Origin of the sequence: Actinokineospora baliensis, assembly GCF_016907695.1 — a bacterium.
GTDB lineage: Bacteria > Actinomycetota > Actinomycetes > Mycobacteriales > Pseudonocardiaceae > Actinokineospora > Actinokineospora baliensis.
This window is the reverse complement of record NZ_JAFBCK010000001.1, coordinates 6,256,548-6,276,764: the sequence shown is the minus strand read 5'-3', so window position 1 is coordinate 6,276,764 and position 20,217 is coordinate 6,256,548. Positions and strand designations below refer to the sequence as shown.

16 protein-coding genes are annotated in these 20,217 nt (G+C 72.0%); 7 read left to right on the top strand and 9 right to left on the bottom strand.

Translation table 11 applies throughout. The annotated features are described in order from the left end of the window. Positions 1 to 31: 31 nt before the first annotated feature. Entirely contained in the window at positions 32 to 1,450 is a 1,419-nt protein-coding gene (locus tag JOD54_RS27870) for an ATP-binding protein (RefSeq protein ID WP_372440349.1), read from the top strand. Beyond that, positions 1,447 to 3,387, top strand: coding sequence for a vWA domain-containing protein (locus tag JOD54_RS27865; RefSeq protein ID WP_204454829.1), 1,941 nt, complete (start codon positions 1,447 to 1,449; stop codon positions 3,385 to 3,387). Before JOD54_RS27870 ends, JOD54_RS27865 begins: the two co-directional genes overlap by 4 nt. An 18-nt stretch (positions 3,388 to 3,405) precedes the next feature. On the opposite strand, the gene JOD54_RS27860 is transcribed toward JOD54_RS27865, so the two are convergent. Continuing rightward, positions 3,406 to 4,182 carry a hypothetical protein gene (locus JOD54_RS27860; RefSeq protein ID WP_204454827.1) on the bottom strand — a complete coding sequence of 259 codons (777 nt, stop codon included), beginning with the start codon at positions 4,180 to 4,182 and terminating at the stop codon, positions 3,406 to 3,408. Beyond that, entirely contained in the window at positions 4,179 to 4,397 is a 219-nt protein-coding gene (locus JOD54_RS27855) for a hypothetical protein (protein ID WP_239576006.1), read from the bottom strand. Before JOD54_RS27855 ends, JOD54_RS27860 begins: the two co-directional genes overlap by 4 nt. Positions 4,398 to 4,681: 284 nt before the next feature. On the opposite strand from JOD54_RS27855, the gene JOD54_RS27850 reads away from it, so the two are divergent. Together JOD54_RS27850 and JOD54_RS27845 are read left to right on the top strand one after the other, a co-directional pair. Then, positions 4,682 to 5,944 (top strand): toll/interleukin-1 receptor domain-containing protein, encoded by a 1,263-nt coding sequence (locus JOD54_RS27850; RefSeq protein ID WP_204454824.1) that lies wholly within the window; start codon positions 4,682 to 4,684, stop codon positions 5,942 to 5,944. A gap of 14 nt (positions 5,945 to 5,958) precedes the next feature. Then, positions 5,959 to 7,158, top strand: coding sequence for a toll/interleukin-1 receptor domain-containing protein (locus tag JOD54_RS27845; RefSeq protein WP_204454821.1), 1,200 nt, complete (start codon positions 5,959 to 5,961; stop codon positions 7,156 to 7,158). Positions 7,159 to 7,708: 550 nt separating this feature from the next. Here JOD54_RS27845 and JOD54_RS27840 read toward each other — a convergent pair. After that, entirely contained in the window at positions 7,709 to 8,533 is an 825-nt protein-coding gene (locus tag JOD54_RS27840; protein WP_204454819.1) for an ADP-ribosylglycohydrolase family protein, read from the bottom strand. Between the two features lie 9 nt (positions 8,534 to 8,542). Further along, positions 8,543 to 8,938, bottom strand: coding sequence for a MarR family transcriptional regulator (locus tag JOD54_RS27835; RefSeq protein ID WP_204454817.1), 396 nt, complete (start codon positions 8,936 to 8,938; stop codon positions 8,543 to 8,545). 54 nt (positions 8,939 to 8,992) lie between these two features. Between JOD54_RS27835 and JOD54_RS27830 the strand changes: the two genes are divergently transcribed. Beyond that, the gene (locus JOD54_RS27830; RefSeq protein ID WP_204454814.1) at positions 8,993 to 9,775 is read left to right on the top strand and encodes an alpha/beta fold hydrolase; all 783 of its coding nucleotides are present in this window, start codon (positions 8,993 to 8,995) and stop codon (positions 9,773 to 9,775) included. Here the strand turns inward: JOD54_RS27830 and JOD54_RS27825 are convergent. From JOD54_RS27825 to JOD54_RS27810, 4 genes are all read right to left on the bottom strand, one after another. Beyond that, complete coding sequence (locus JOD54_RS27825) at positions 9,772 to 10,893, bottom strand: J domain-containing protein (protein ID WP_239573528.1); 1,122 nt, start codon at positions 10,891 to 10,893, stop codon at positions 9,772 to 9,774. The genes JOD54_RS27830 and JOD54_RS27825 overlap by 4 nt on opposite strands. A gap of 18 nt (positions 10,894 to 10,911) precedes the next feature. Next, entirely contained in the window at positions 10,912 to 12,054 is a 1,143-nt protein-coding gene (locus JOD54_RS27820) for a nucleoside 2-deoxyribosyltransferase domain-containing protein (protein ID WP_204454812.1), read from the bottom strand. Positions 12,055 to 12,092: 38 nt separating this feature from the next. After that, positions 12,093 to 12,974 carry an ABC transporter permease gene (locus tag JOD54_RS27815; RefSeq protein WP_204456724.1) on the bottom strand — a complete coding sequence of 294 codons (882 nt, stop codon included), beginning with the start codon at positions 12,972 to 12,974 and terminating at the stop codon, positions 12,093 to 12,095. Positions 12,975 to 13,045: 71 nt separating this feature from the next. Then, positions 13,046 to 15,895, bottom strand: coding sequence for an alpha/beta fold hydrolase (locus tag JOD54_RS27810; protein ID WP_204454809.1), 2,850 nt, complete (start codon positions 15,893 to 15,895; stop codon positions 13,046 to 13,048). A gap of 356 nt (positions 15,896 to 16,251) precedes the next feature. On the opposite strand from JOD54_RS27810, the gene JOD54_RS27805 reads away from it, so the two are divergent. After that, on the top strand, positions 16,252 to 17,322 hold the full coding sequence (locus JOD54_RS27805) for a TerC family protein (protein WP_204454806.1): 1,071 nt from the start codon (positions 16,252 to 16,254) through the stop codon (positions 17,320 to 17,322). Positions 17,323 to 17,464: 142 nt separating this feature from the next. After that, complete coding sequence (locus JOD54_RS27800) at positions 17,465 to 19,411, top strand: S9 family peptidase (protein WP_204454804.1); 1,947 nt, start codon at positions 17,465 to 17,467, stop codon at positions 19,409 to 19,411. A gap of 152 nt (positions 19,412 to 19,563) precedes the next feature. Here JOD54_RS27800 and JOD54_RS27795 read toward each other — a convergent pair whose 3' ends face one another. Beyond that, positions 19,564 to 20,217 carry an RES family NAD+ phosphorylase gene (locus JOD54_RS27795; protein ID WP_204454801.1) on the bottom strand — a complete coding sequence of 218 codons (654 nt, stop codon included), beginning with the start codon at positions 20,215 to 20,217 and terminating at the stop codon, positions 19,564 to 19,566.

Genomic DNA, 20,217 nt, shown 5'->3' with positions numbered 1-20,217 from the left:
CCGCGCCGCCGAACCTGCGTAGCGTCAAGGCGTGACAGTTTCGAACACGCCGGTGACCCACGCCCCCGCACACCTGCCCCGCACCGCGGGCGAGCTGCGCGCGGCTGGCCACCTGCCCCAGGGTGTGAAGGCCGAGGTCCGCGCCAACCTGCTCGCCGCGCTGCGTTCCGGGCGCGACCCGTGGCCGGGCATCGTCGGCTTCGGCCAGACCGTGCTGCCCCAGCTCGAACGCGCGCTGTTGGCAGGCCACGACGTCGTGCTGCTCGGGGAACGCGGACAGGGCAAGACCCGGTTGGCGCGCACCATCGCCTCGCTGCTCGACGAGTGGACCCCCGTGATCGAGGGTTCCGAGCTCGGTGAGCACCCGCTGGCCCCGATCACCCCGCGCTCGATCCGGCTCGCCGCCGAGCTCGGCGACGACCTGCCGGTCGCCTGGCGGCACCGCGGCGAGCGCTACACCGAGAAGCTGGCCACCCCCGACACCTCCGTCGGCGACCTCATCGGCGACGTCGACCCGGTGAAGGTCGCCGAGGGGCGCACCCTCGGCGACCCCGAGACCATCCACTTCGGACTCGTCCCGCGCGCCCACCGCGGTGTGGTGGCGATCAACGAGCTGCCCGACCTCGCCGAGCGGATCCAGGTGGCGCTGCTCAACGTGATGGAGGAGCGCGACATCCAGGTCCGCGGCTACACGCTGCGGCTGCCGCTGGACGTGCTGCTGGTCGCCACCGCCAACCCGGAGGACTACACCAACCGGGGCCGGATCATCACCCCGCTCAAGGACCGCTTCGGCGCCGAGGTCCGCACGCACTACCCGCGCGAGGTGCGGGCCGAGGTGGACGTGGTGCGCCAAGAGGCCGAGCTGGTGGCCGAGGTGGGCGACCCGTTGCTGGAGGTGCTGGCCCGGTTCGTGCGCGCGCTGCGCGAGTCCAGCGCGGTCGACCAGCGCTCCGGGGTGTCCGCGCGCTTCGCCGTGGCCGCTGCGGAGACAGTGGCCGCCGCGGCGCTGCGGCGGTCCGCGCTCATCGGCGAGGAGCCCGCGGTGGCCCGCCCGATCGATCTCGAAGCGGTGCCCGCGGTGTTGCGCGGCAAGCTGGAGTTCGAGTCCGGTGAGGAGGGTCGCGAGGTCGAGCACCTCACCCACCTGCTGCGCCGCGCGGTCGCCGAGACCGCCCGCGACCGGTTCGCCGGGCTCGACCTGGGCCCGCTCGTGGACGCGGTCGTGGATGGGCACCTGGTGGCCACCGGGGAGCGCGTGCCCGGCACCGAGGTGCTGGCCGCGCTGCCGGAGCTGCCGCTGCTGCACGAGGTCGCCGCGCGGCTGGACGTGCGGGCCACCGACCCACCGGGCCGGATCGCCGCCTCGGTCGAACTCGCGCTGGAATACCTGTACCTGACCAGGAAACTGGCCAAGGACTCGGCCGACGGGGAGGCGGTGTACGGGCCGTGAGCTACCGCTACGGGCCGTGGCACGAGGGCCCCGACCCGCTCGCGCCGCCGGTCGACCTGCGTGCCGCGCTCGACGCGCTGGGGCGCGACATCATGGAGGGGTCCTCGCCCCGCGCTGCCCTGCAGGAGCTGCTGCGCCGCGGCACGGGCAACACGGCTGGACTCGACGAGCTGACCCGCAGGCTCTGGGAGCGGCGCTCGCGGATCCAACGCCGCCACCGCCTCGACGGCACCCTCAGCGAGGTCCGGCAGCTGCTCGACCAGGCGCTGGAAGCCGAACGGGCGGAACTGTTCCCCGACCCGTCCGACGACGCCAGGTTCCGCGAGGCCCAGCTCGACGCGCTGCCGTCGGGCACCGCGGCCGCCGTGCGCGAACTCGCCGACTACGACTGGCGCTCGGAGCGGGCAAGGGCGGCCTACGCCGAGATCCGCGACAAGCTCGGCCAGCAGTTGGTCGAGTCGCGGTTCCAGGGGATGAAGGAAGCCCTGAGCCAGGTGCGGCCGGAGGACTCCGAACGCATCCGCGCGATGATGGCCGACCTCAACACCCTGCTCCTGGCGCACCTGCGCGGCGAGGACACCGCCGAGCGGTTCGCCCAGTTCATGCGCGACCACGGCGAGTTCTTCCCCGAGAACCCCCGCACGGTCGAGGACCTGATCGACGCCTTGGCCGCCCGCGCCGCGGCGGCGCAACGGATGATGAACTCGATGAGCGCCCAGCAGCGCCAAGAGCTCAGCGACCTCATGTCCAGCGCGTTCGGCGATCCTCGGCTGGCCGACCAGATCGCCACGCTCGACGCGAACCTACGCGCCCTGCGCCCTGGCGAGGACTGGACGTCCTCCGCGCGCTTCCGCGGCCAGAACCCCCTCGGGCTGGGGGAGGGGGCGCAGGCGATGGCGGACCTGGCGGAGCTCGACGCGTTGGCCGAGCAGCTCGGCCAGTCGTACCCCGGTGCCCGCTTGGAGGACATCGATCTCGAAGCCCTGCAACGACAACTGGGCGACGAAGCGGGCGTCGACGCCCGTCGACTGTCCGAACTGGAGCGGGAACTCCGTCGGCAAGGGCTGCTCGACCGCGCGCCCGACGGCTCACTCACCTTGTCCCCCAAGGCGATGCGCCGCCTGGGGGAGACGGCGCTTGCCGACGTCCTCGGTGGACTGAGGGGGCGGCGCGGCGAGCGCGAGACCGAGCACGCCGGTGCCGCCGGTGAGCTGACCGGGGCGACCCGCGCCTGGACGTTCGGCGCGACCGAACCCTGGGACGTGGCGCGCACCGTGCGCAACGCCGTCCTGCGCACCCTGTCGGTCAACGGCGGCGAGGTCCGCCTGGACGTGGCCGACGTCGAGGTGTCCGAGACCGAGCAGCGCTCCCGCGCCGCGGTCGCCCTCTGCGTCGACACGTCGTGGTCGATGGTCCAGGACGGCAGGTGGGTCCCGATGAAGCGCACAGCGCTGGCGCTGCACCACCTGGTGAGCACCCGGTTCCGCTCCGACGAGCTGCAGCTGATCACCTTCGGGCGGCACGCGGCCGCCGTGGACATCGCCGAGCTGACGGAACTGGAGGGGGTGTGGGAGCAGGGCACCAACCTGCACCACGCCCTCCTGCTGGCCGGGCGGCACCTGCGCCGCAACCCCGACGCCCGACCGGTGGTGCTGGTCGTGACCGACGGGGAACCGACGGCGCACCTGGAGCCGGACGGGGAAGCGGTGTTCCACTACCCGACCACGCAGGCCACGCTGCGCAAGACGTTGGCCGAGGTCGATTCCCTCGCGAAACTGGGCGCCTCGGTCACGGTGTTCATGCTGGGCGAAGACCCGAGCCTGGCCGCCTTCGTCGACGTCATCGCCCGCCGCGGCGGCGGCCGGGTGGTCGCCCCGGACCTCGACGGCCTGGGCAGCGCCGTGGTCAGCGACTACCTACGCGGTCGACGGGGGTGACCGGCTCGCTCGCCTCCGTCAGGCCAAGGCGGCGGCTAGCGGACCCAGCGCTTCGAGCACCCCGAGGGTGTTGGCGGTGTCGGCCACGTGCCGCCGACGAGCGGCGCTCAGGTCGCTGAGTGGGCCCGCCAGGCGCGACAGGCCCGCCTCGTCGAGGTGGGTGAGCAGCGGCAGCAAGTCTTCGATGAACGCCGCGGTCGCCACGGCTTCGGCCAGCGCGGGCAGGCGGCTGTCCGGGATCAGGGCGAACAGGTCTGGCACGCGGTCCGGGTTGTCGGTGTAGACGGCGGTGTGCAGCAGGGACGTCTCGTCCAGGGCGGCGACCACGGTGCGCAGGGTCGACGGCGGTAGATCACCGACGAAGCGGCCCAGCGTGATGTGGTCGCCGCGGGTGGCCAACTCGGTCCCCACCTCGATGACCTTGTCCACCGGCAGGACCGCCAGCACCGGGGCGACCCGGCGGGGGTCGAGTTCGGCTGCCACGTCGGCCAGGAAGGCCACCGGGAGGCGGGACACCAGGTCGACCGCGCGAGCGGGTTCCAGGGCACCTGCCACGCGGGCGCTCAGCAGCGGGCCGAAGGTGCGTTGCGCGATGGCAGCGGTGATGGCCGCGGGGACCAGGCGGCTGGCCAGGGCGATGCGTTCGAAGAGGGCCTGGTTGGCTCCGAAGAGGACTTCCGTCGCCCGGGTCCGGATGGCCAGGACGTCCGGTGCGGACAGTCCCGCCAGGTAGTCGAAACGCGACACCGGCTCGCCGAGGAGGCGGGCCAGTTTGGCGATCTCGGTGCGGCTCACAGGCCGATCACCCGGCGGACCAGCGGGCGCAGCACGCGGGGGAGTTGGCGCAACGAGTCCTCGGTCGCCGCGGCCAGGTGCGCGGTCTGCCTCCGGCGCGCGGTGCGCATGGCGTCGGCGAGGTCGAGGGCGGCCTCGGCGGGGAGGGCCTCCACCGCGGCGGGCAGGGGGCCGCGGAACTGCGTCCGCAGGGCGGTCAGGGGATCGTCCGGCACAGTGCGCAAGCCTGCCCGGGCCGGGTGGATCGGCCAAGTCGACCACGCAGGGTGACTGACCCCCATCACATCGCGATGATCGGGCAGGTCAACACCGGACGGCTTGCAAGATCATCGAGTGACTCTCCGACCAACCGGGCTCACCGCCTGCGGCCTGCGATCTTTCCGCCACGCAAGGCGACCGCGGGACCCGCGCCAGGGCCATTGGTCCCTGTCGTCGGCTCGATCGCCCACATAACGTGCGTGCACCCAAGAATTACTCCCTGTGAACGTGAGATGTGAGGATGCACGTATTCATCAGCTACGCCCGCCGGGACCAGGCCTCGATCACCACCCTGCGCGCCGACTTCGAGCGGTTCGGCAACCGGGTGTGGTTCGACCGGGAGAGCCACGGCGGCCAGGACTGGTGGGACGACGTCCTGAGCCACGTGCGCGGGTGCGTCGTGTTCATCTTCGCGGTCTCGCCCGACTCGCTGCGGTCGAAGGCGTGCCTGGCCGAACTGCACTACGCCAAGGCCCTGCGCAGGCCCATCCTGCCGGTGCTCGTGCGACCCGTTGACCGAGGGGCGATCCCCGACGGCCTGCAGGCGCCGGTGGACTACGTCAACCGGACCGAGGAGAGCGTGATCCGGCTGCGCAAGGCGCTCAGCGCCATGCCAGCCGCCCGCGCGCTCCCGGCCCGACTGCCCCAGGAGCCCGAGATCCCCACCTCGTACCTCAACGCCTACCTGGCGCGCATCGATGCGCCGAAACTCGACGAGCACGACCAGATCGAGCTGCTCGGCCAGCTGCGCGAGCGGATGGCGCTGGCCGACGAGCGCGCCGAGGTCTGGGACCTGCTGGTGCGGCTGCGCGACCGGCCCGAGCTCAGCCGCGCGGTCGCCGACACCGTCGAGGAGATCCTGGCGCCCGGGTGGCAGCCGGACCCGAGGGAGAACTTCGAGGCCCGCTACTGGGACGGCCAGAGCTGGACGACGCTGGTCTGGCAGAACGGCAAGGAGTTCAACGACCGCAACACCCCGCCGCGGCTGCACCAGCACCTGCCGTCCTCGACCGGGCCGGTTCCGGTGGTCACCCAGGAGCCGGAACAGGCCCCGTCGCGGCGCGAGCCCAAGCGGATCAAGCACAAGCTGCGCCGCCCGCGCAGCGCCAGGCAGAAGCTGCTGATCCTGCTCGCGGTCGTCGTGGTGGCGCTCGGCGGCGGGATCACCGCGGGCGTCGTGCTGCTCGGCGGCGGACCCGACGAGCAGGCCGCGACCAGCATGGCGCGCGGGTTCGTCGACGCGGTCAACACCCGCGACGAGAACGCCATGCAGTCCTTCGTGTGCGGTTCGGATCGCGAGAAGAACGCCCACCTATACACAGCGTTCCTTGACGCGGCTAACGTTACCCTCGAAAGTGTCGATGTAAGCGGGTCCGACCCCCGTTTCACCGTCCTCGCGACACGCACCGTAGGAGCAACCTCGGTGCGGTTGCGGATTCCACTCGTCGACGAGAACGGCGCGTGGAAGGTGTGCGACATCAGCCGCGCGCTGTCGGGTCGCTGACCGCGGAGTGTGACATGCAGGTGTTCGTCAGCCACGCGCCGTCCGATCGCGACGTCGCCGCTGGTCTGCGCGCCGACCTGGCCCAGCTGGGCCGCCAGGTTTCCCTCGACCGGGGTGAACCGGTCGGCTCCCGCTGGTGGGAGGGTGTGCTGCAGCGCGTCCAGCGCTGCGACGTGTTCGTCCTGGTCTCCTCGCCCGCCGCCGTGCGGTCCCCGGGGTGCCTGGCCACGCTGCGCTACGCCCGCGCCCTGCGCCGCCCGGTCCTGGTCGTCGTCGCCGCGGCGACCGCGTTGCCCGCCGACGCCGAGACCGCCCCGGTGTTCACCCCGGCGGGCATGGAGATCAGCGAGCGGGTGCCCAAGCTGCGTGGCGCGTTGTTGGCCCTGCCCGCCGCACCGCCGCTGCCCGACCCGCTGCCGCCGGACCCGGCCGTGCCCTACCTCGACCCCATCCGCCAGCGGCTCGACGAACCGACCCTGGAACCGGCCGAGTTGCGCGAACTGCTGCGCCAACTCCGATTACGGCTGCGCGACGAGCACGAGCGCGCCGCGGTGTGGGGCCTGCTGGTGCGGCTGCGCTCGCGCACCGACCTGCCCGCGCCGCTGTCGGCCGAGCTGGAGAAGGTCCTCGCCCCCGGCTGGCAACCCGACCCGGAGCGGCGGGTGGAGAAGCGCTACTGGGACGGTCAGGCGTGGACCACGTTGGTGCGCCACGAGAACCGCGAGTTCAACGAACGTCGGGTACCGCCGCCGGAGGCCACATGGTCCGGTGATCCCACCCCTGCGCGGCCGCGCGCCACCGCAACCCCCCGCCCCGCCCCGAAGAAGACCGCCGTGGCGGGCCAGGACCGCACCCGACTGTTCCTCATCGGCGGCGGGGTGGCCGTGGTGGTCGCAGCTGTCGTCGCGGGCTACCTGCTGTTCGACCCCACCTCGTCCGACCCCACCAGCACTGCGCGGGAGTTCGTGGACGCGGTCAACATTGCCGACAGGGCGGCGTTGGGGCAGTTGACTTGTGCGCAGGACCGGGCGCGGGCGCCGGAGCTGTTCTTGAGGCCCGATGCGCGGTTCACGTTGGAGTCGGTGGACGAGAACGGGGATCCGCCGACGTTCACGATCCTGGCGACGGACTCGGTGACGACGGAGACGGATCGGCGGACTTATCCGATGGTGGAGGAATCGGGGAAGTGGCTGGTGTGCCAGTCGCGGGGGTAGGGGAGTTCTGGGACGCCTCGCCTGCGGCATCGGGCCCGGACGCGATTTTAGTGCAGGCTCGATGTGGTGGACCTGTTTTGCGTGGGGCCCCTACGACAGCCGTGGCAGGACCGCAAAGCAGGGGCCGAAAAGCATGGCCCTGCAGCGAGGCGACGCTACGGCTGCCGCTCCCCCACACAAAACAGGTCCACCCCATCGAGCAGTTGGCACCAGCGACTCCGAGTGTCCAGTGGCTGGGCTGGCGGGGTTGGCTCGGTGGGTTGGGTTTGGGTGGGCTGACTCGGTGGGTTGGTTTGGCACGCCGGCTTCCGGGGAGCGGTGGTCGGCCAGGTGGGTTGGCTCGGTGGGTTGGGCTGGCGGGGCTGGCTCGGTGGGCTGGGTTGGCACCAGCGACTTCCGAGTGTCCAGTGGTTGCTTGAGGCGTCGGGGTAGGGCGGCTGGGATGGCACCGCCTGTTCCGAGTGTCCAGTGGTCGGCAATGCCGTCGGAGTCGGCTGGTTGGGCTGGCGGGGCTGGCTCGGTGGGGTGGGTTTGGGTGGGCTGGGTTGGCTCAGGGGAGTAGGCGGGATTCGAGGGCTGTGAGGTAATCACGGCCGTAGGGGCCGTTTTCCAGGCCGTCCACAAGGGAGGGTGGGAGGTCTGGGGGGAGGGCTCGGGAGGCGGCGGCCAGGGCGATGGTGGCTACGGTGTCCACGTCGCCGGTGTAGGAGATGCTGGTGTGGAGGATGGCGGTCAGGGAACCGGCGGACATGGCGGTGAGGGCGGCTTGGACGCTCATTCGGCCTTGGGAGCCCACTTTGCCGGACCAGGGGGTGGACCAGTCGTCGTCTAGTACGTCGCTGATCCATGTGCCCACTTCCGTTAGTGGGCCTAGGTCGCGGTCGCAGTAGTGGACGGCTAGGGCGGCGGCTTGGGCTGAGGCGATGCCCGCGGGGGTGTTGTGGGTGATCTTGGCTTGGAGTTCGGCGTGGTGCAGGACGTCGGGGGTTGTGGGGAGGAGGCCGATGGGGGCGGCTCGCATGGCGGCGCCGCTCTTGTCGGAGGTGGGGCGTAGGCGGGACAACAGTTCCGCGCCGGTGTGTACTTCGGACAGTAGGGCGTGGAAGCCAGACGCGTAGCCTGCGCGGGGGTCGCGGTGGAACACGGCGACGAAGCGGTCGGCGAGTTCTCGGGGTGTCCACTGTGCACCGTCGGCGAGGAGTTCGGCTATGGCCAGGGTCATCTGGGTGTCGTCGGTGTACTGGCCGGGTTTGATGTCGGTGTGGCGGGGGTGTTGGCGGTAGGTGGTGACGTCGTTGTTGGCGGCGACGAAGGGGGCGGGGGCGTATTCGAACCCGGCGCCGTAGGCGTCGCCGATGGCTAACTCGACCAGCACGGTCTTCTCCTAGGTGAACAGCCGCGCGAGGGTTTCCAGGGCGGCCATGGCTTCTTGGGCCCGTTCGGGCCCGACCCGCTCGGTGATGACGGCGTCGACGGGGGCGTGCACGCGGGTGGGCACACCCCTCGCTCGGCGCACCAGCGTGCGGCGGCGGTCGGTGGGGTCTTGGGAGGTGGTCAGCACCCCGACCTCGCGCAGGCGGGCGACCGAGGCCGAGACGTGGCTCTGCGGCAGGCCGGTGCGGGCGGTGATGTCCTGGATGGAGCTGTCGGGGTGTTCGAACACGTCCACCAGCACGGATCGGACCCGCACCGGGAGGTCGTGGAAGCCCGACGGCGGGATCGCCCGCTCGCCCAGCCGCGCCAGTGCCCGCCCCAGGCGGAACAGCTCCACCCCGTCCACACCTGGGATCGTATCAGCCTTGATGCATCTCGCCGGATGGTTTATCGTTCGACCATGCCCGCCATAGCAGCACCCGGCGCCACCGTGCACTACCAGGTCTCCGGCAGCGGCCCGCTGCTGATGCTCCTGCCCGGCGGCGGAGGTGACGCGGATACCCTGTCCCGCTTGGCTTCTCAACTGTCCGATCGGTACACGACGGTCTCCTTCGACAGGCGTGGACTTTCCCGCAGCGCGCTGGTCGACGCCGAGGAGCACCCCGGGATCGCCACCCACGCCGATGACGCCGCCCGCGTCCTCGACGCCCTCGGCGAGCAGCCCGCGGCGGTGTTCGGCAGCAGCCTCGGTGCGATCATCGCCCTCGACCTGGCCACCCGGTACCCGCAGCGGGTGCGCGCGCTCGTCGTGCACGAACCGCCGCTGCCGCACCTGCTCACACCGGAGGGGGAACGCCGGGCGCGCGCGGTGCAGGCACTGCTGGAGAAGCCAGGTCCGCACTGGCGCGAGGTCTCCCGCGCGCTGGCCATCGACCACTCCGACACCGAGCCGGGGGTGGAGATCGGCCGCCCGAGCGAGCAGGACTTCGCCAACCAGCGCTTCTTCCAGACCCGCGACGCACCTGCGGCGCACGCCTACCGGCTGGACCTGGAAGCGTTGCGCCCCAACGCCGACCGGGTCGTCGTCCTCGGCGGCGAGAAGTCGAAGGCCGCGTTCCCGTTCCACTGCGCGCAAGCCCTCGCCACGGCGCTCGACCGACCCTTCATCGAGGTCCCCGGTGATCACGTCGGTCCGGTGACCCGGCCGACCGCGTTCGCCGCGAGCCTCGCGGACCTGCTCTAGGCGGCTGGCTCGCGGACCACCCTGGCCCGCACCGCGCGCAACACGTGGTGGTCGACAATGGCGCAGTCGTCGGCGAGCCACCCACCGACCTCCCGCACGAACCCGGTCGGGGTCATCGTCGACACGCCCAAACCGGGGGTCTCGTCGGTGGTGATCTCGCCGGACCGGCTCGGGTACACCAGCACGACACCGCGCACGTCCACGCCGGGCAGGTGCTCGGCGAAGGCGGCCACCGCCTCGAACAGGTCGCTCGACCCGCCGCGGAACGGGTGGCCGTTGCGCCACAACGACCCGTCGTCGTCGACCTCGTAGTGCCCGGGCAGCCACAGCTTCGACTCGATCAGCACCAGCCGGTGCCCGCACAGCACGGCGTGCTCCACGTCGGCGAACACCGAACCCGGCCGCGACAACCCGTGGAACACCCGGGCGCCCGGCAAGCGGGCCAGGTAGTTCACCAGCAGGTCCGCGGTCAACCGCTCACCGACCGGCTCAGCGTCCGCGACGCCGAACACGGTGCGCTCACCGAACTCGGCTTGAGCGGCTCGCTGGGCCCGCAGCGCCGCCAGGTACAGGCGGGCCAACCGCACCGCCACGGCGATGGCGGCCGCCACCAGGGCCAGCCAGCAGACGAGCAGGAACGGCGGCAACGAACCCGGCAGCAGCAGCGGGACGGCCAGCAGGGCCCCCGCCAACGCCGTCCCGACCGCGGGGGCGTGCCCCGGCGTGCGGACGTACCCGATGCGCGGCTGGTGCTTGGTCAGGTGCCACCACGGCAGCGTCGACGGCGGCACGTCCACCGCGGCAGGCACGAAGGCGGGTTCGTCCCGGTACATCCGCCGCTTGGTCCGGGGTGCGGGCGGGGGAGGGGCCGCCTGGGTGGCGGTGCCCCGGTCGTACTCGGCGCGGCGGCGCGAGTCCGAGAGCGTCTCGTACGCCGACTTCAGCAGCCGGAACGTCCCGGCGGTGCCGCCTGTGTCGGGGTGCATGACCTTGGCCAGGGCGCGGTACGCGGACTTGACCTCCCCGGCCGAGGCGTCCCTGCGGACCCCGAGCAGCTCGTAGTAGTCGACCTCGTCCAGCGTGGCACCCCTCCCGGACGCACTCCTGCGGCCGGACAACGGTAGCGGATGCGATGATCAACTTCCGAGCAGCACCTCGGCGACCGCGCCCAGGGTCGTCCAGTCCGCGCGCCCGTCGGCGAACAGGTCGCCCACCCGCCACACCACCGGGTAGGTGACCTCGGTGCCGTCGACCACCGGGGCCGCGCCGCGCAGGCCGTCCATCTCCGCCGCGGTCAGCCGCACCGAGAACACCGCCTGCCGGTGCGTGGTCATCGTCGCGGCCAACTGCCGGGACGTGTGCGCCACCAACCGATTGGCCGCGATGGTCAGCCCGGTCTCCTCGCCGAACTCCAGCGCCGCCAACGCCACCGGCTCCAGCACCGACGAGTGCGACCCGCCTGGCAGCTCCAGCACGAACCCGTCCATGGTCCGCGCGGCGGGCCGGAACTCGCGGACCAGCACCACTTCCGTGTCGTGCGGGGTGTCCCCGGGCAGGTACGCCACGACGGAAGCCAGGTCCGGCCGCGACAGCACGACCTCGCCGACCTTGAGCCGGTCCTCCGCGGCCACCCACATCGACACCCGCAGCGCCCAGAACACCACCGGCCCGGCCGTCGGGAACACCCACAGCTGCGTGGCGTCGACCAGGTCGTTGCCCGACCGCTCGACGGTGACGACCCACCGGCGGAAGCCCTCGGTCCGCCATAATCGCAGCGGGACGAACCTCCTGCCGCCCTCGCGCTCGACGCCGTCGGAGAGCTCGGCCAGCGCCAGATCGATCGTGCCGGTCAAGGTGTCCGCGGTGGGGATGCCGTTGTCGGCGGCGTAACCGCGTTGGTAGCGCACGCTTTCCGCCTCGGGTGGGGTCCCCAGCACCACCCGGCCGCTGTCCTTCCACCTGCCGAATTCGTCGTTGGTGGTCAACGCGGGCATGCCTGGCCCGCGCGGGATCCAGAAGAGCACCACGTCGCACCGGTCACCCCAGCGCAACTCCCACGTCCGCTGGTCGGTGTAGTCCGGCCACACGCCGTCGAGCGGTTCGGGCACGAACACCACCAGCGTGCCCGAGCCCGACCACCGCGCTTCGAGCTCCGCGACCGCCGCGGGCCGCCACGACGGCACCTCCGGTGACCTCGGCGTCGGACCGGCCAAGAACACGCTCGCCGACCACGCCTCGGGCGGCTCCTCGCCCGCGCGCACCACAACGACCCGCCGCATACCGCTGCTCCCCGCCACTTAGCTGGTGATGTCCTCGACTAGCTGGTGATGTCCTTGGTGCGGAACCGGCGAGCTGCCAGCAGCCCGAACACCGCGGCGTAGGCCACCGCGGAGAACGCGCCCTGGGTCATGTTCGACCAGTCGATGTCGGTGGAGATCAGGTCGGACCAGGCGAACGCGAAGTGCGTCGGCAGGTAGTCGCGGATCCCTTCGAGCGCGGTGATCTGGTCCAGGATCTGCGACAGGATCGCCACCAGCACTGTGCCGCCCACCGCGCCGAGCGGGGCGTCGGTGGTCACCGACAGGAACATCGCCAACCCGGCCACCCACAGCAGGTTCACCGCGATGTAGGCGACCGCGAACACCATGGCCAGCAACGAGTCGGAGAACTCGATCGCGTCACCGGTCGGGCTCACCGCCTCGCCAGCGCCGTAGAACACGACACCGACCAGCAGCGCGACCGCGGGCAGCAGGGCCAGGGCGAACAGCGACAGCAGCCCGGAGGTCAACGCCTTCTGGCGCAGCAGCCGCCCGCGCGGGATCGGCATCGCCAGCAGGTACTTCAGGCTCGACCAGGACGCCTCCGAGGCCACCGTGTCGCCGAAGAACAGCGCCACGATCATCGGCAGCAGGAAGCTCCCGGCCGCGAACAGCACGAACACCACGAAGTTCGGCGCGCTCGCCGTCGCCAGGTCGACGAACCCGCCGGAGCGCCTGCCGTTGTCGCTGGTGCCGAACTCGAACGCCGCCCACAGGATGAACGGCAGCAACACCAAGAACCCCAACAACAACTGCGTCCGGCGCCGCCGCAACTGCCGGGCCAACTCCACCCGCAACGGCAGCGTCCGCCCCTGCCGGAACCCCTCGACCGCCCCGTCAGCCCCGAACCCCACGTGCTCGTGCGACGCGGCGTCCACCATCTCGTCGATCGCGGCCGGATCGGTGTGCACGGTGCTCACGTTCTCAGCGGGCTTGTGCCCGTTCTCCCCACTCACGCGGACGTCTCCTCTCCGACCAGCTGCAGGAACGCGTCCTCAAGGCGGCGCCGGGGGCCCGCCTGTTCGACCGCCACTCCCGCGTGCACCAGGGCGCTCAGGGCGGCTGACCGGGGGAGGCCGTCGAGGTCGGCGTGGACCAGGTCGCCTTCCACGGTGACGGCTTGGACGCCGGTGACGCCGCGGAGGGCTTCGGCGGCTGCCGCGGGGTCGTCGACGCGGAAGGTGGCTTCGCCGCCACCGGCGACGATGTCCTCCACGGCGCCCGAGGCGACCAGCCTGCCCTTGTGCATGACCACCACGTGGTCGCAGGCCTGTTCGACCTCGGCGAGCAGGTGGCTGGAGACCACCACGGTGCGGCCGGTCTTGGCGTAGCGGCGCAGCACCTCGCGCATCTGGTGGATCTGCGGCGGGTCGAGCCCGTTGGTGGGTTCGTCGAGCACCATCAGGTCCGGGAAGCCGAGCATCGCCTGCGCGATCGCCAGCCGCTGCCGCATGCCCTGGCTGTAGGTGCGGACCTTGCGCTCCACCGCCGAGCCGAGACCGGCGATCTCCAGCGCCTCGGCGAAGTGCGCCTGCTCGACCGGTCGACCGGTCGCCGACCAGTACAGCTCCAGGTTGGCCCGCCCCGACAGGTGCGGCAGGAAACCCGCGCCCTCGACGAACGAGCCGATCCGCGACAGCACCGGGGCGCCCGGGTGGATCTTGTGGCCGAACACCCTGATCGAGCCGCCGGTGGGGGTGATCAGGCCCATCAGCATCCGCAGCGTGGTCGTCTTGCCCGCGCCGTTGGGGCCGAGCAGACCCAGCACCTGGCCGCTGTCGACCCGGAACGACAGCGCGTTGACCGCCTTGAGCCCGCCGGGGTACGACTTCGACAGCCCGTCGATCACCAGCGGCACGTCGGCGAGTTCGGGGTCGACGTCGTCCTCGCGGCGCCGCCGCAGCGCGCCCCACACCACGGCCACCACGACGATGCCCAGCACCACGGCGATCCCGATCAGCGGGGCGGCGGGCGGCGCACTGCTCGACCGCGTCCCCGACACCACCGGTACGGCCAGTTCGCCGCCCGGGGCCAGCGAGATCCGGTACGCGGCGGCCTCGGTGGGCGTCGCGTACGCCTGGTCGGTGGTCGACACGACCAGCTCCACGCGGTGGTCGGCCTCGATCGGCCGCACGATCGCGGGCAGCGCCACCGATACCTCCACCGCGGTGCCGTCCGCGGGCAGCGGGGGAGTGCGCAGCGCCGACACCGCCGACCCCGGCAGCGTCCGCACCCCATCCGGCCCGACGTCGTACAGCTTCGCGAACAGCACCGCGCCGTCCGGGGCGCCGCCGCGGGCGCTGGCCACCCGGATCCCCACGGTGCTCGCCCCGGCGATCAGCAGCTGCGAGGTCATCGGCTCACTGCGGAACCGCGCCGCCTGCCCGGGCAGGTCCACCGAGATCCGCCCCGCCAGCCGCGACGAGCTGCCCAGCACCGACCCCAGCCCCGGCATGGAGGTGATCGACGCCGGGTTGCCGCCCGGCGGGTTCACCACCGTCTGCTCCTGCCCGGACACCGCGATCTCGCGCCGCTGCGCCGCGGGCGCGCCACCGATCCCCGGGTACTCCCCGGTGCTGACCGTCCGCACCGACGGTGCCCCCTGGGCCCGCAACGCGCCCTGCACGGCGTACTCGAACCCGGTCCCCGGGTTCTCGCCCTGCCCGCGCAGGTGGAAGTCGAACCAGTCCGCGATCTCCCCGCGCAGCTCCGGGCCCGGCTTGCCGCCGTCGTGGCCGCCGGTGTACCAGACCACCTTCACCGGGGCGCCCGCCGCGCTGACCTGCCTGGCCGTCGCGTCGGCCTGGTCGAGGCCGAACAGCGTGTCCTGCTCGCCCTGCACGACCATCGTCGGCTGGGTGATCCGGTCGGTCACCGACACCGGCGACACCCGGCGCAGCAACGCTGTGGTCGTCGCGTCGGCCCGCCCTGTCGTGGCCACCTGGGCGTAGGCCTGGCACACCTCGGCGGTGAACCGGCCGCACGGATCCCCGGCGCCCTCCCGCTGCCGTTCGCCGCCCGACTGGTCCTGCGCCTGCGAAGGCAGGGCGGTCGCGCTCGAGTTGCCGTCGTCCTCGGTGCCCGGCTCGGTCGCGTCCCCGGTCGGGTTGGCCAACCCGGCGGCGCCCATGCCCGCGGCGAAGAAGATGCCCGCCCACGAGCGCTTGAACACCCCGTCGGCGCTGTGCGGGTTCGCCGCGGCCGTCGCCTCCGCCCGACCGGCGGAGTTCGGCAGCAGCGCCTGCCCGAGGTCGTTGTAGGTGATCACCGGCGCCAGCGCGTCGACCCGCTTGTCCGCCCCGGCGAGCAGCAGCGACAGCGCGCCGCCGTAGGACCCGCCGGTCACGCCCACCTTGGGGTCGTCGGGCCCGTCCTTGGTCACCTCGGGCAGGGTGGCCAGCCAGTCCACCAGCGCCCTGGCGTCGTTGACCTCGTAGTCCGGGTCGTTGAGCCCGATCCGGCCCTCGCTGCGGCCGAACCCGCGCGCCGACCAGGCCAGGGCGACGAACCCGCGCTGCGCCAGTTCCCTGGCGTCGGAGTCCACGCTCTCCTTGCTGCCGCCGAACCCGTGCGCGACCAGCACCGCGGGCGCGGGTGTGCGCTCCGGCAGGTACAGCGTCGTGTCGATCCGGATCGGCTCGTCGCGGCCGGGACCGCTCTGCAGGGTCAGCGCGGCGTCACGGGTGGTGACCGGCGGGGCCGCGGAACCGGAGTTCAGCCAGACCACACCGGCGACCGCCACCGCGACGACGGCCAGCGCCGCGACGACCTGGCGGGGCCGCGGTCGGGGGAAAGAGGGCACAGACCGAACTTATTGGACTCTTCCTGAGAGTGCTCCCAGGGCCGCCAACCGATCACCTCCGGGTGACAGGGCTTCCGCGTCCGCGCTGGTCAGGGCAGGCTGTGCGGGGCAACCGGCGGCGGTCGGGGCCCTGCGCGGCCCGGTGGTTGTGACCTATCCGACCACCCCGGTGCGGGGGCCCGACTGGTGTGCCGCGCCTGGACAAGGAAGAATCGGACACCGAATGTGTCGGAGGGGAGTATTCCTTCGCACCGGTGTCGTCAGCACGGACCTCGCGTCCCGGGACCGGTGGCCGCGTCAGCGGCGGAAGAGACCTCCGGTTGTCGGCGCGCGCCCGTACACCGGAGGTTGTTTTCATGGTCGTCCCCACCTGGGCTTGGTTCGCCACGATCGGCGGGCTGCTGGTGCTGCTCGCGATCGACCTGTTCATCGTGGACCGCAAACCGCACGAGGTCACCGTCGGCGAGGCGGGCCGCTGGGTGGCCTTCTACGTCGGGTGCGCCATCGCCTTCGGCGGCGCCATCTGGGCGTTCTCCGGCGGCACCTACGCCGGGGAGTTCTTCGCCGGCTACATCACCGAGTACTCGCTCTCGGTCGACAACCTCTTCGTCTTCCTCATCATCATGTCCGCGTTCAAGGTGCCGCGCATCCACCAGCACAAGGTGCTGCTGATCGGCATCCTGCTCGCCCTGGTGATGCGCGGCGCGTTCATCGCCGTCGGCGCGGTCGCGATCGCGAAGTTCAGCTGGGTCTTCTACCTCTTCGGCGCCTTCCTCATCTACACCGCGTGGAACCTGTCCCGGCAGGGCCTCGGCGGCGAGGACGAGGAATACGAGGAGAACGCGCTCACCAAGATCGCCCGCAAGGTGTTCCCGGTGACCGACACCTACCACGGCGCGAACTCGTTCGTGCGCATCGACGGCAAGCGCTTCGTCACCCCGATGTTCATCGTGATGATCGCCATCGGCACCGCAGACCTGCTGTTCGCTGTGGACTCCATCCCGGCCATCTTCGGGCTGACCAAGGAGCCGTTCCTGGTCTTCACCGCCAACGCCTTCGCGCTGATGGGGCTGCGCCAGCTCTACTTCCTGCTCGGCGGGCTGCTCAAGAAGCTGGTGTACCTCTCGGTCGGGCTCGCGGTGATCCTCGCCTTCATCGGCGTGAAGCTGGTGCTCGAGGCGCTGCACACCAACTCGCTGCCCTTCCTCAACGGCGGCGAACCGCTGCCGGTCCCGGTGCCCAACATCGTGGTCTCGCTGGCGGTCATCGTCAGCGTCCTGGCCATCACCACCATCGCCAGCCTGCTCAAGTCCAAGCGGGACGAAGAGCGGGCGATCGCGGGCGGCACCGCCGAATCCACGGCGGCGGAATCGCCCGCCGGGGAATCCACCACCGAATCGGGTGAACCGGTCGACCACCGGCGCTGAACCGGGGCCGACGAACAACCCGGCCGCGCGCCGGATGACGCCGAAAAGCGGACGGGCGAACCATGCACGTCCGCTTTTCTGTGGACGAGTGGGAATAATCGAGGGGTCCTGGGTTTAACGTAACCTCGGGTACGGTCGTCGCGTGCGCCCAGAGGACATCGAACTGGCGGCGGCGCCCGGCGCGCCCGCCCTCCGCGGGGACCTGCTGCTGGTCGGCCTCGCCACCCCGGACCTGACGACCAACTCCTATGCCGGTGGTCTGTACCGGGTGGGGTTGGCAGGCGGCGAAGTCCGCGAGTTCACCAGGGGACACCGAGACTCGGCCCCGGCGATCTCCCCCGACGGCACCGCGGTCGCGTTCCTGCGCAGCGCGAAAGCCGGTGCGCCACCGCAACTGCACGTCATCCCGGTCGACGGCGGCGAGGCCAAGCAGCTCACCGACCTGCCGCTGGGCGCAGGCGCCCCGGTGTGGGCGCCCGACTCCAGGCGGATCGCTTTCGTGGCGCGGGTTCCCGAGCCGGGCCGCTACGGTGCGGCGGATGCCGACGGCGCTGCTCCGGACGCCGCAGCCGAAGCGCCCCGGGTGATCACCCGTCTGGAGTACCGGTTCGACGACATCGGGTTCCTCGGTGACCGTCCACTCCAGCTGTTCACTGTGGACTCGGCCGGATCCGGGCCCAATACGGCGAATACCCGCCGGCTCACCGAGGGGTACGGGACCCCGGAGCACCCCGCGTGGACCCCGTCCGGTTCGCACGTGCTGGTCAAGGCCCGGCGCGACTGGGGTGTCACCGACACGGTCAGCACCGACCTGTACGCGATCCCCGCCGAGGGCGGCGACCCGGTCCTGGTCGCGCGCAGCGCGGGCACCGTGGAGCACCCGGTCGCGTTCGCCGACGGCACCGCCGCCTTCCTCGGCGATGAGTTCACCGGCACGCATTGCGTCGCGCGCAACGTCGGTTTGTGGACGGTCCCGCTCGCCCTCGAGGGCACCCCGGCCGAGCCGAGCAGGCTGACCGACCCGGAGACGGTGGATGCCGAGATCGCCGCGGGTCCGCCGGTGCTCACCGCGTCCGGGGTGCTGGTGGCCGTGCGCAACCGGGGCGCGGTGGAACTGCGCCGGGTCCCGCTCGGGGCCGACCGGGCCGCGCTCGCCGAGCTGGCCTTGGTCGCCGGTGAGCAGGCCGCGGTCAAGGGCTACGCCGCCGACGGCGACCGGATCGTCTGCACCGTGTCCACATGGGACGCGCCGGGCGAGGTGGTGCTGGTCGAGGACGAGACCACCCGCCGCCTCACCGACTTCTCCGCCGCACTGCGCGCCAAGGGGCTGCGCCAACCGGTCGAGGTCAAGGGCGTCGCGCCGGACGGGTACGCCACCCACGGCTGGCTCGTGCTGCCGGAGGGCGAGGGCCCGCACCCGGTGCTGCTGGCGGTGCACGGCGGCCCGTTCATGTACCACGGCTGGGGTTTTTACGACGAGGCCCAGGTGTACGCCGCGGCCGGGTACGCGGTCGTGCTGCCCAACCCGCGCGGTTCCGCCGGGTACGGCGAGTCGCACGGCCGGACCCTCATCGGCGCCATGGGCACCGTCGACGTCGACGACGTGCTCTCGGTGCTCGACGCCGCACTGGAGCGCCCGGACGTGGACCCGGCAGGAGTCGGCGTCATGGGCGGGTCCTACGGCGGCTGGATGACCGGCTGGCTGGCCGCCCACCACGGGCACCGCTTCCGCGCCGCGTGGAGCGAGCGCGCGGTCAACGCCTGGGACTCCTTCCTCGGCACCTCCGACATCGGCTGGTGGTTCGCCGAGGCGTACTGCGGCACCGACCCGGCGCAGCTGCTGGCCAAGAGCCCGCTCACGCACGCGCACCGGATCACCGTGCCGTTCGCGGTCGTCCACTCCGAACACGACTGGCGCTGCCCGGTCGAGCAGGCGCAGCGGATGTACGTGGCGCTGCGCCGCAACGGCGTCGACGCCGAGTTGGTCCTGTTCCCCGGCGAGGGTCACGAGTTGACCCGCTCCGGCAAGCCCCGCCACCGCGAGCAACGTTTCCGCGAGGTATTGCGGTGGTGGTCACGGCACCTGTGATCAGGTGCGGCCCGGGGACGGCGTAGGGCCTCGGGCCGTTCGCAGCCGGTGGGCGAGGGCGTTCGCCCACCGGCTGCGAACCGTGTGCTCGCCGGTGGCCGGAATACGCCGAATACGGACCCCGGACCTATTTCGCCGAATAGCCGAGCCCCTTACAACAGGGTGTAGTTCAATTCCTCGCACACCCGCGCGAGCGGAAGATCCAAACCCGGGTAGTCCAGCGGCAGCAAGACGTCCGGGGTTCGCGGCAAAACGCCACTGCCCGGCGGGTCCCACAGGCACACGGCCGGTTCGCCGCTGTCCATCGAGGACCGGTACCAGACCCCGTCGAGGTCCGGGTGCGCCTGGCGGATCGCCCGCGCCCAGGCCTGGGTCACCGCCTTGCTGCCGGTGCTGAGTTCCTGCGACGCACCGGCCCTGGTGGGCCACAGGCCGCACAGGTCCAGTAGCCGCAGGGTGCGCCGCGGCCGGAAGACGACCATGTGCGGCTTGCGGGTGGTGCGGTCGACCACCGAGGTCTGCTGGTACACCTCGGCGATGCTGGTGCGCACACTCAGTCCGAAGTAGAGCACGCCGTGCCCCGGCGCGGTGGCCGGTCCGCCGTCGGGACCCAGCGGCTGCGGGTCGAAGCGGGCGTGCGGCAGCGGACCGGTGTAGCGGAAGGAGTTCCACCGCTGCCGGTGCGCGCCCGCCGCGGCGAACACCCGGACCAGGTGGGTGCCGCCGTGCAGCGCCACCACGTCCTCGTCCACGCGCAACAGGGATTTCAGGTCGGCTGGGGCTGGCGGCTGGGGGAGCCGGGACAT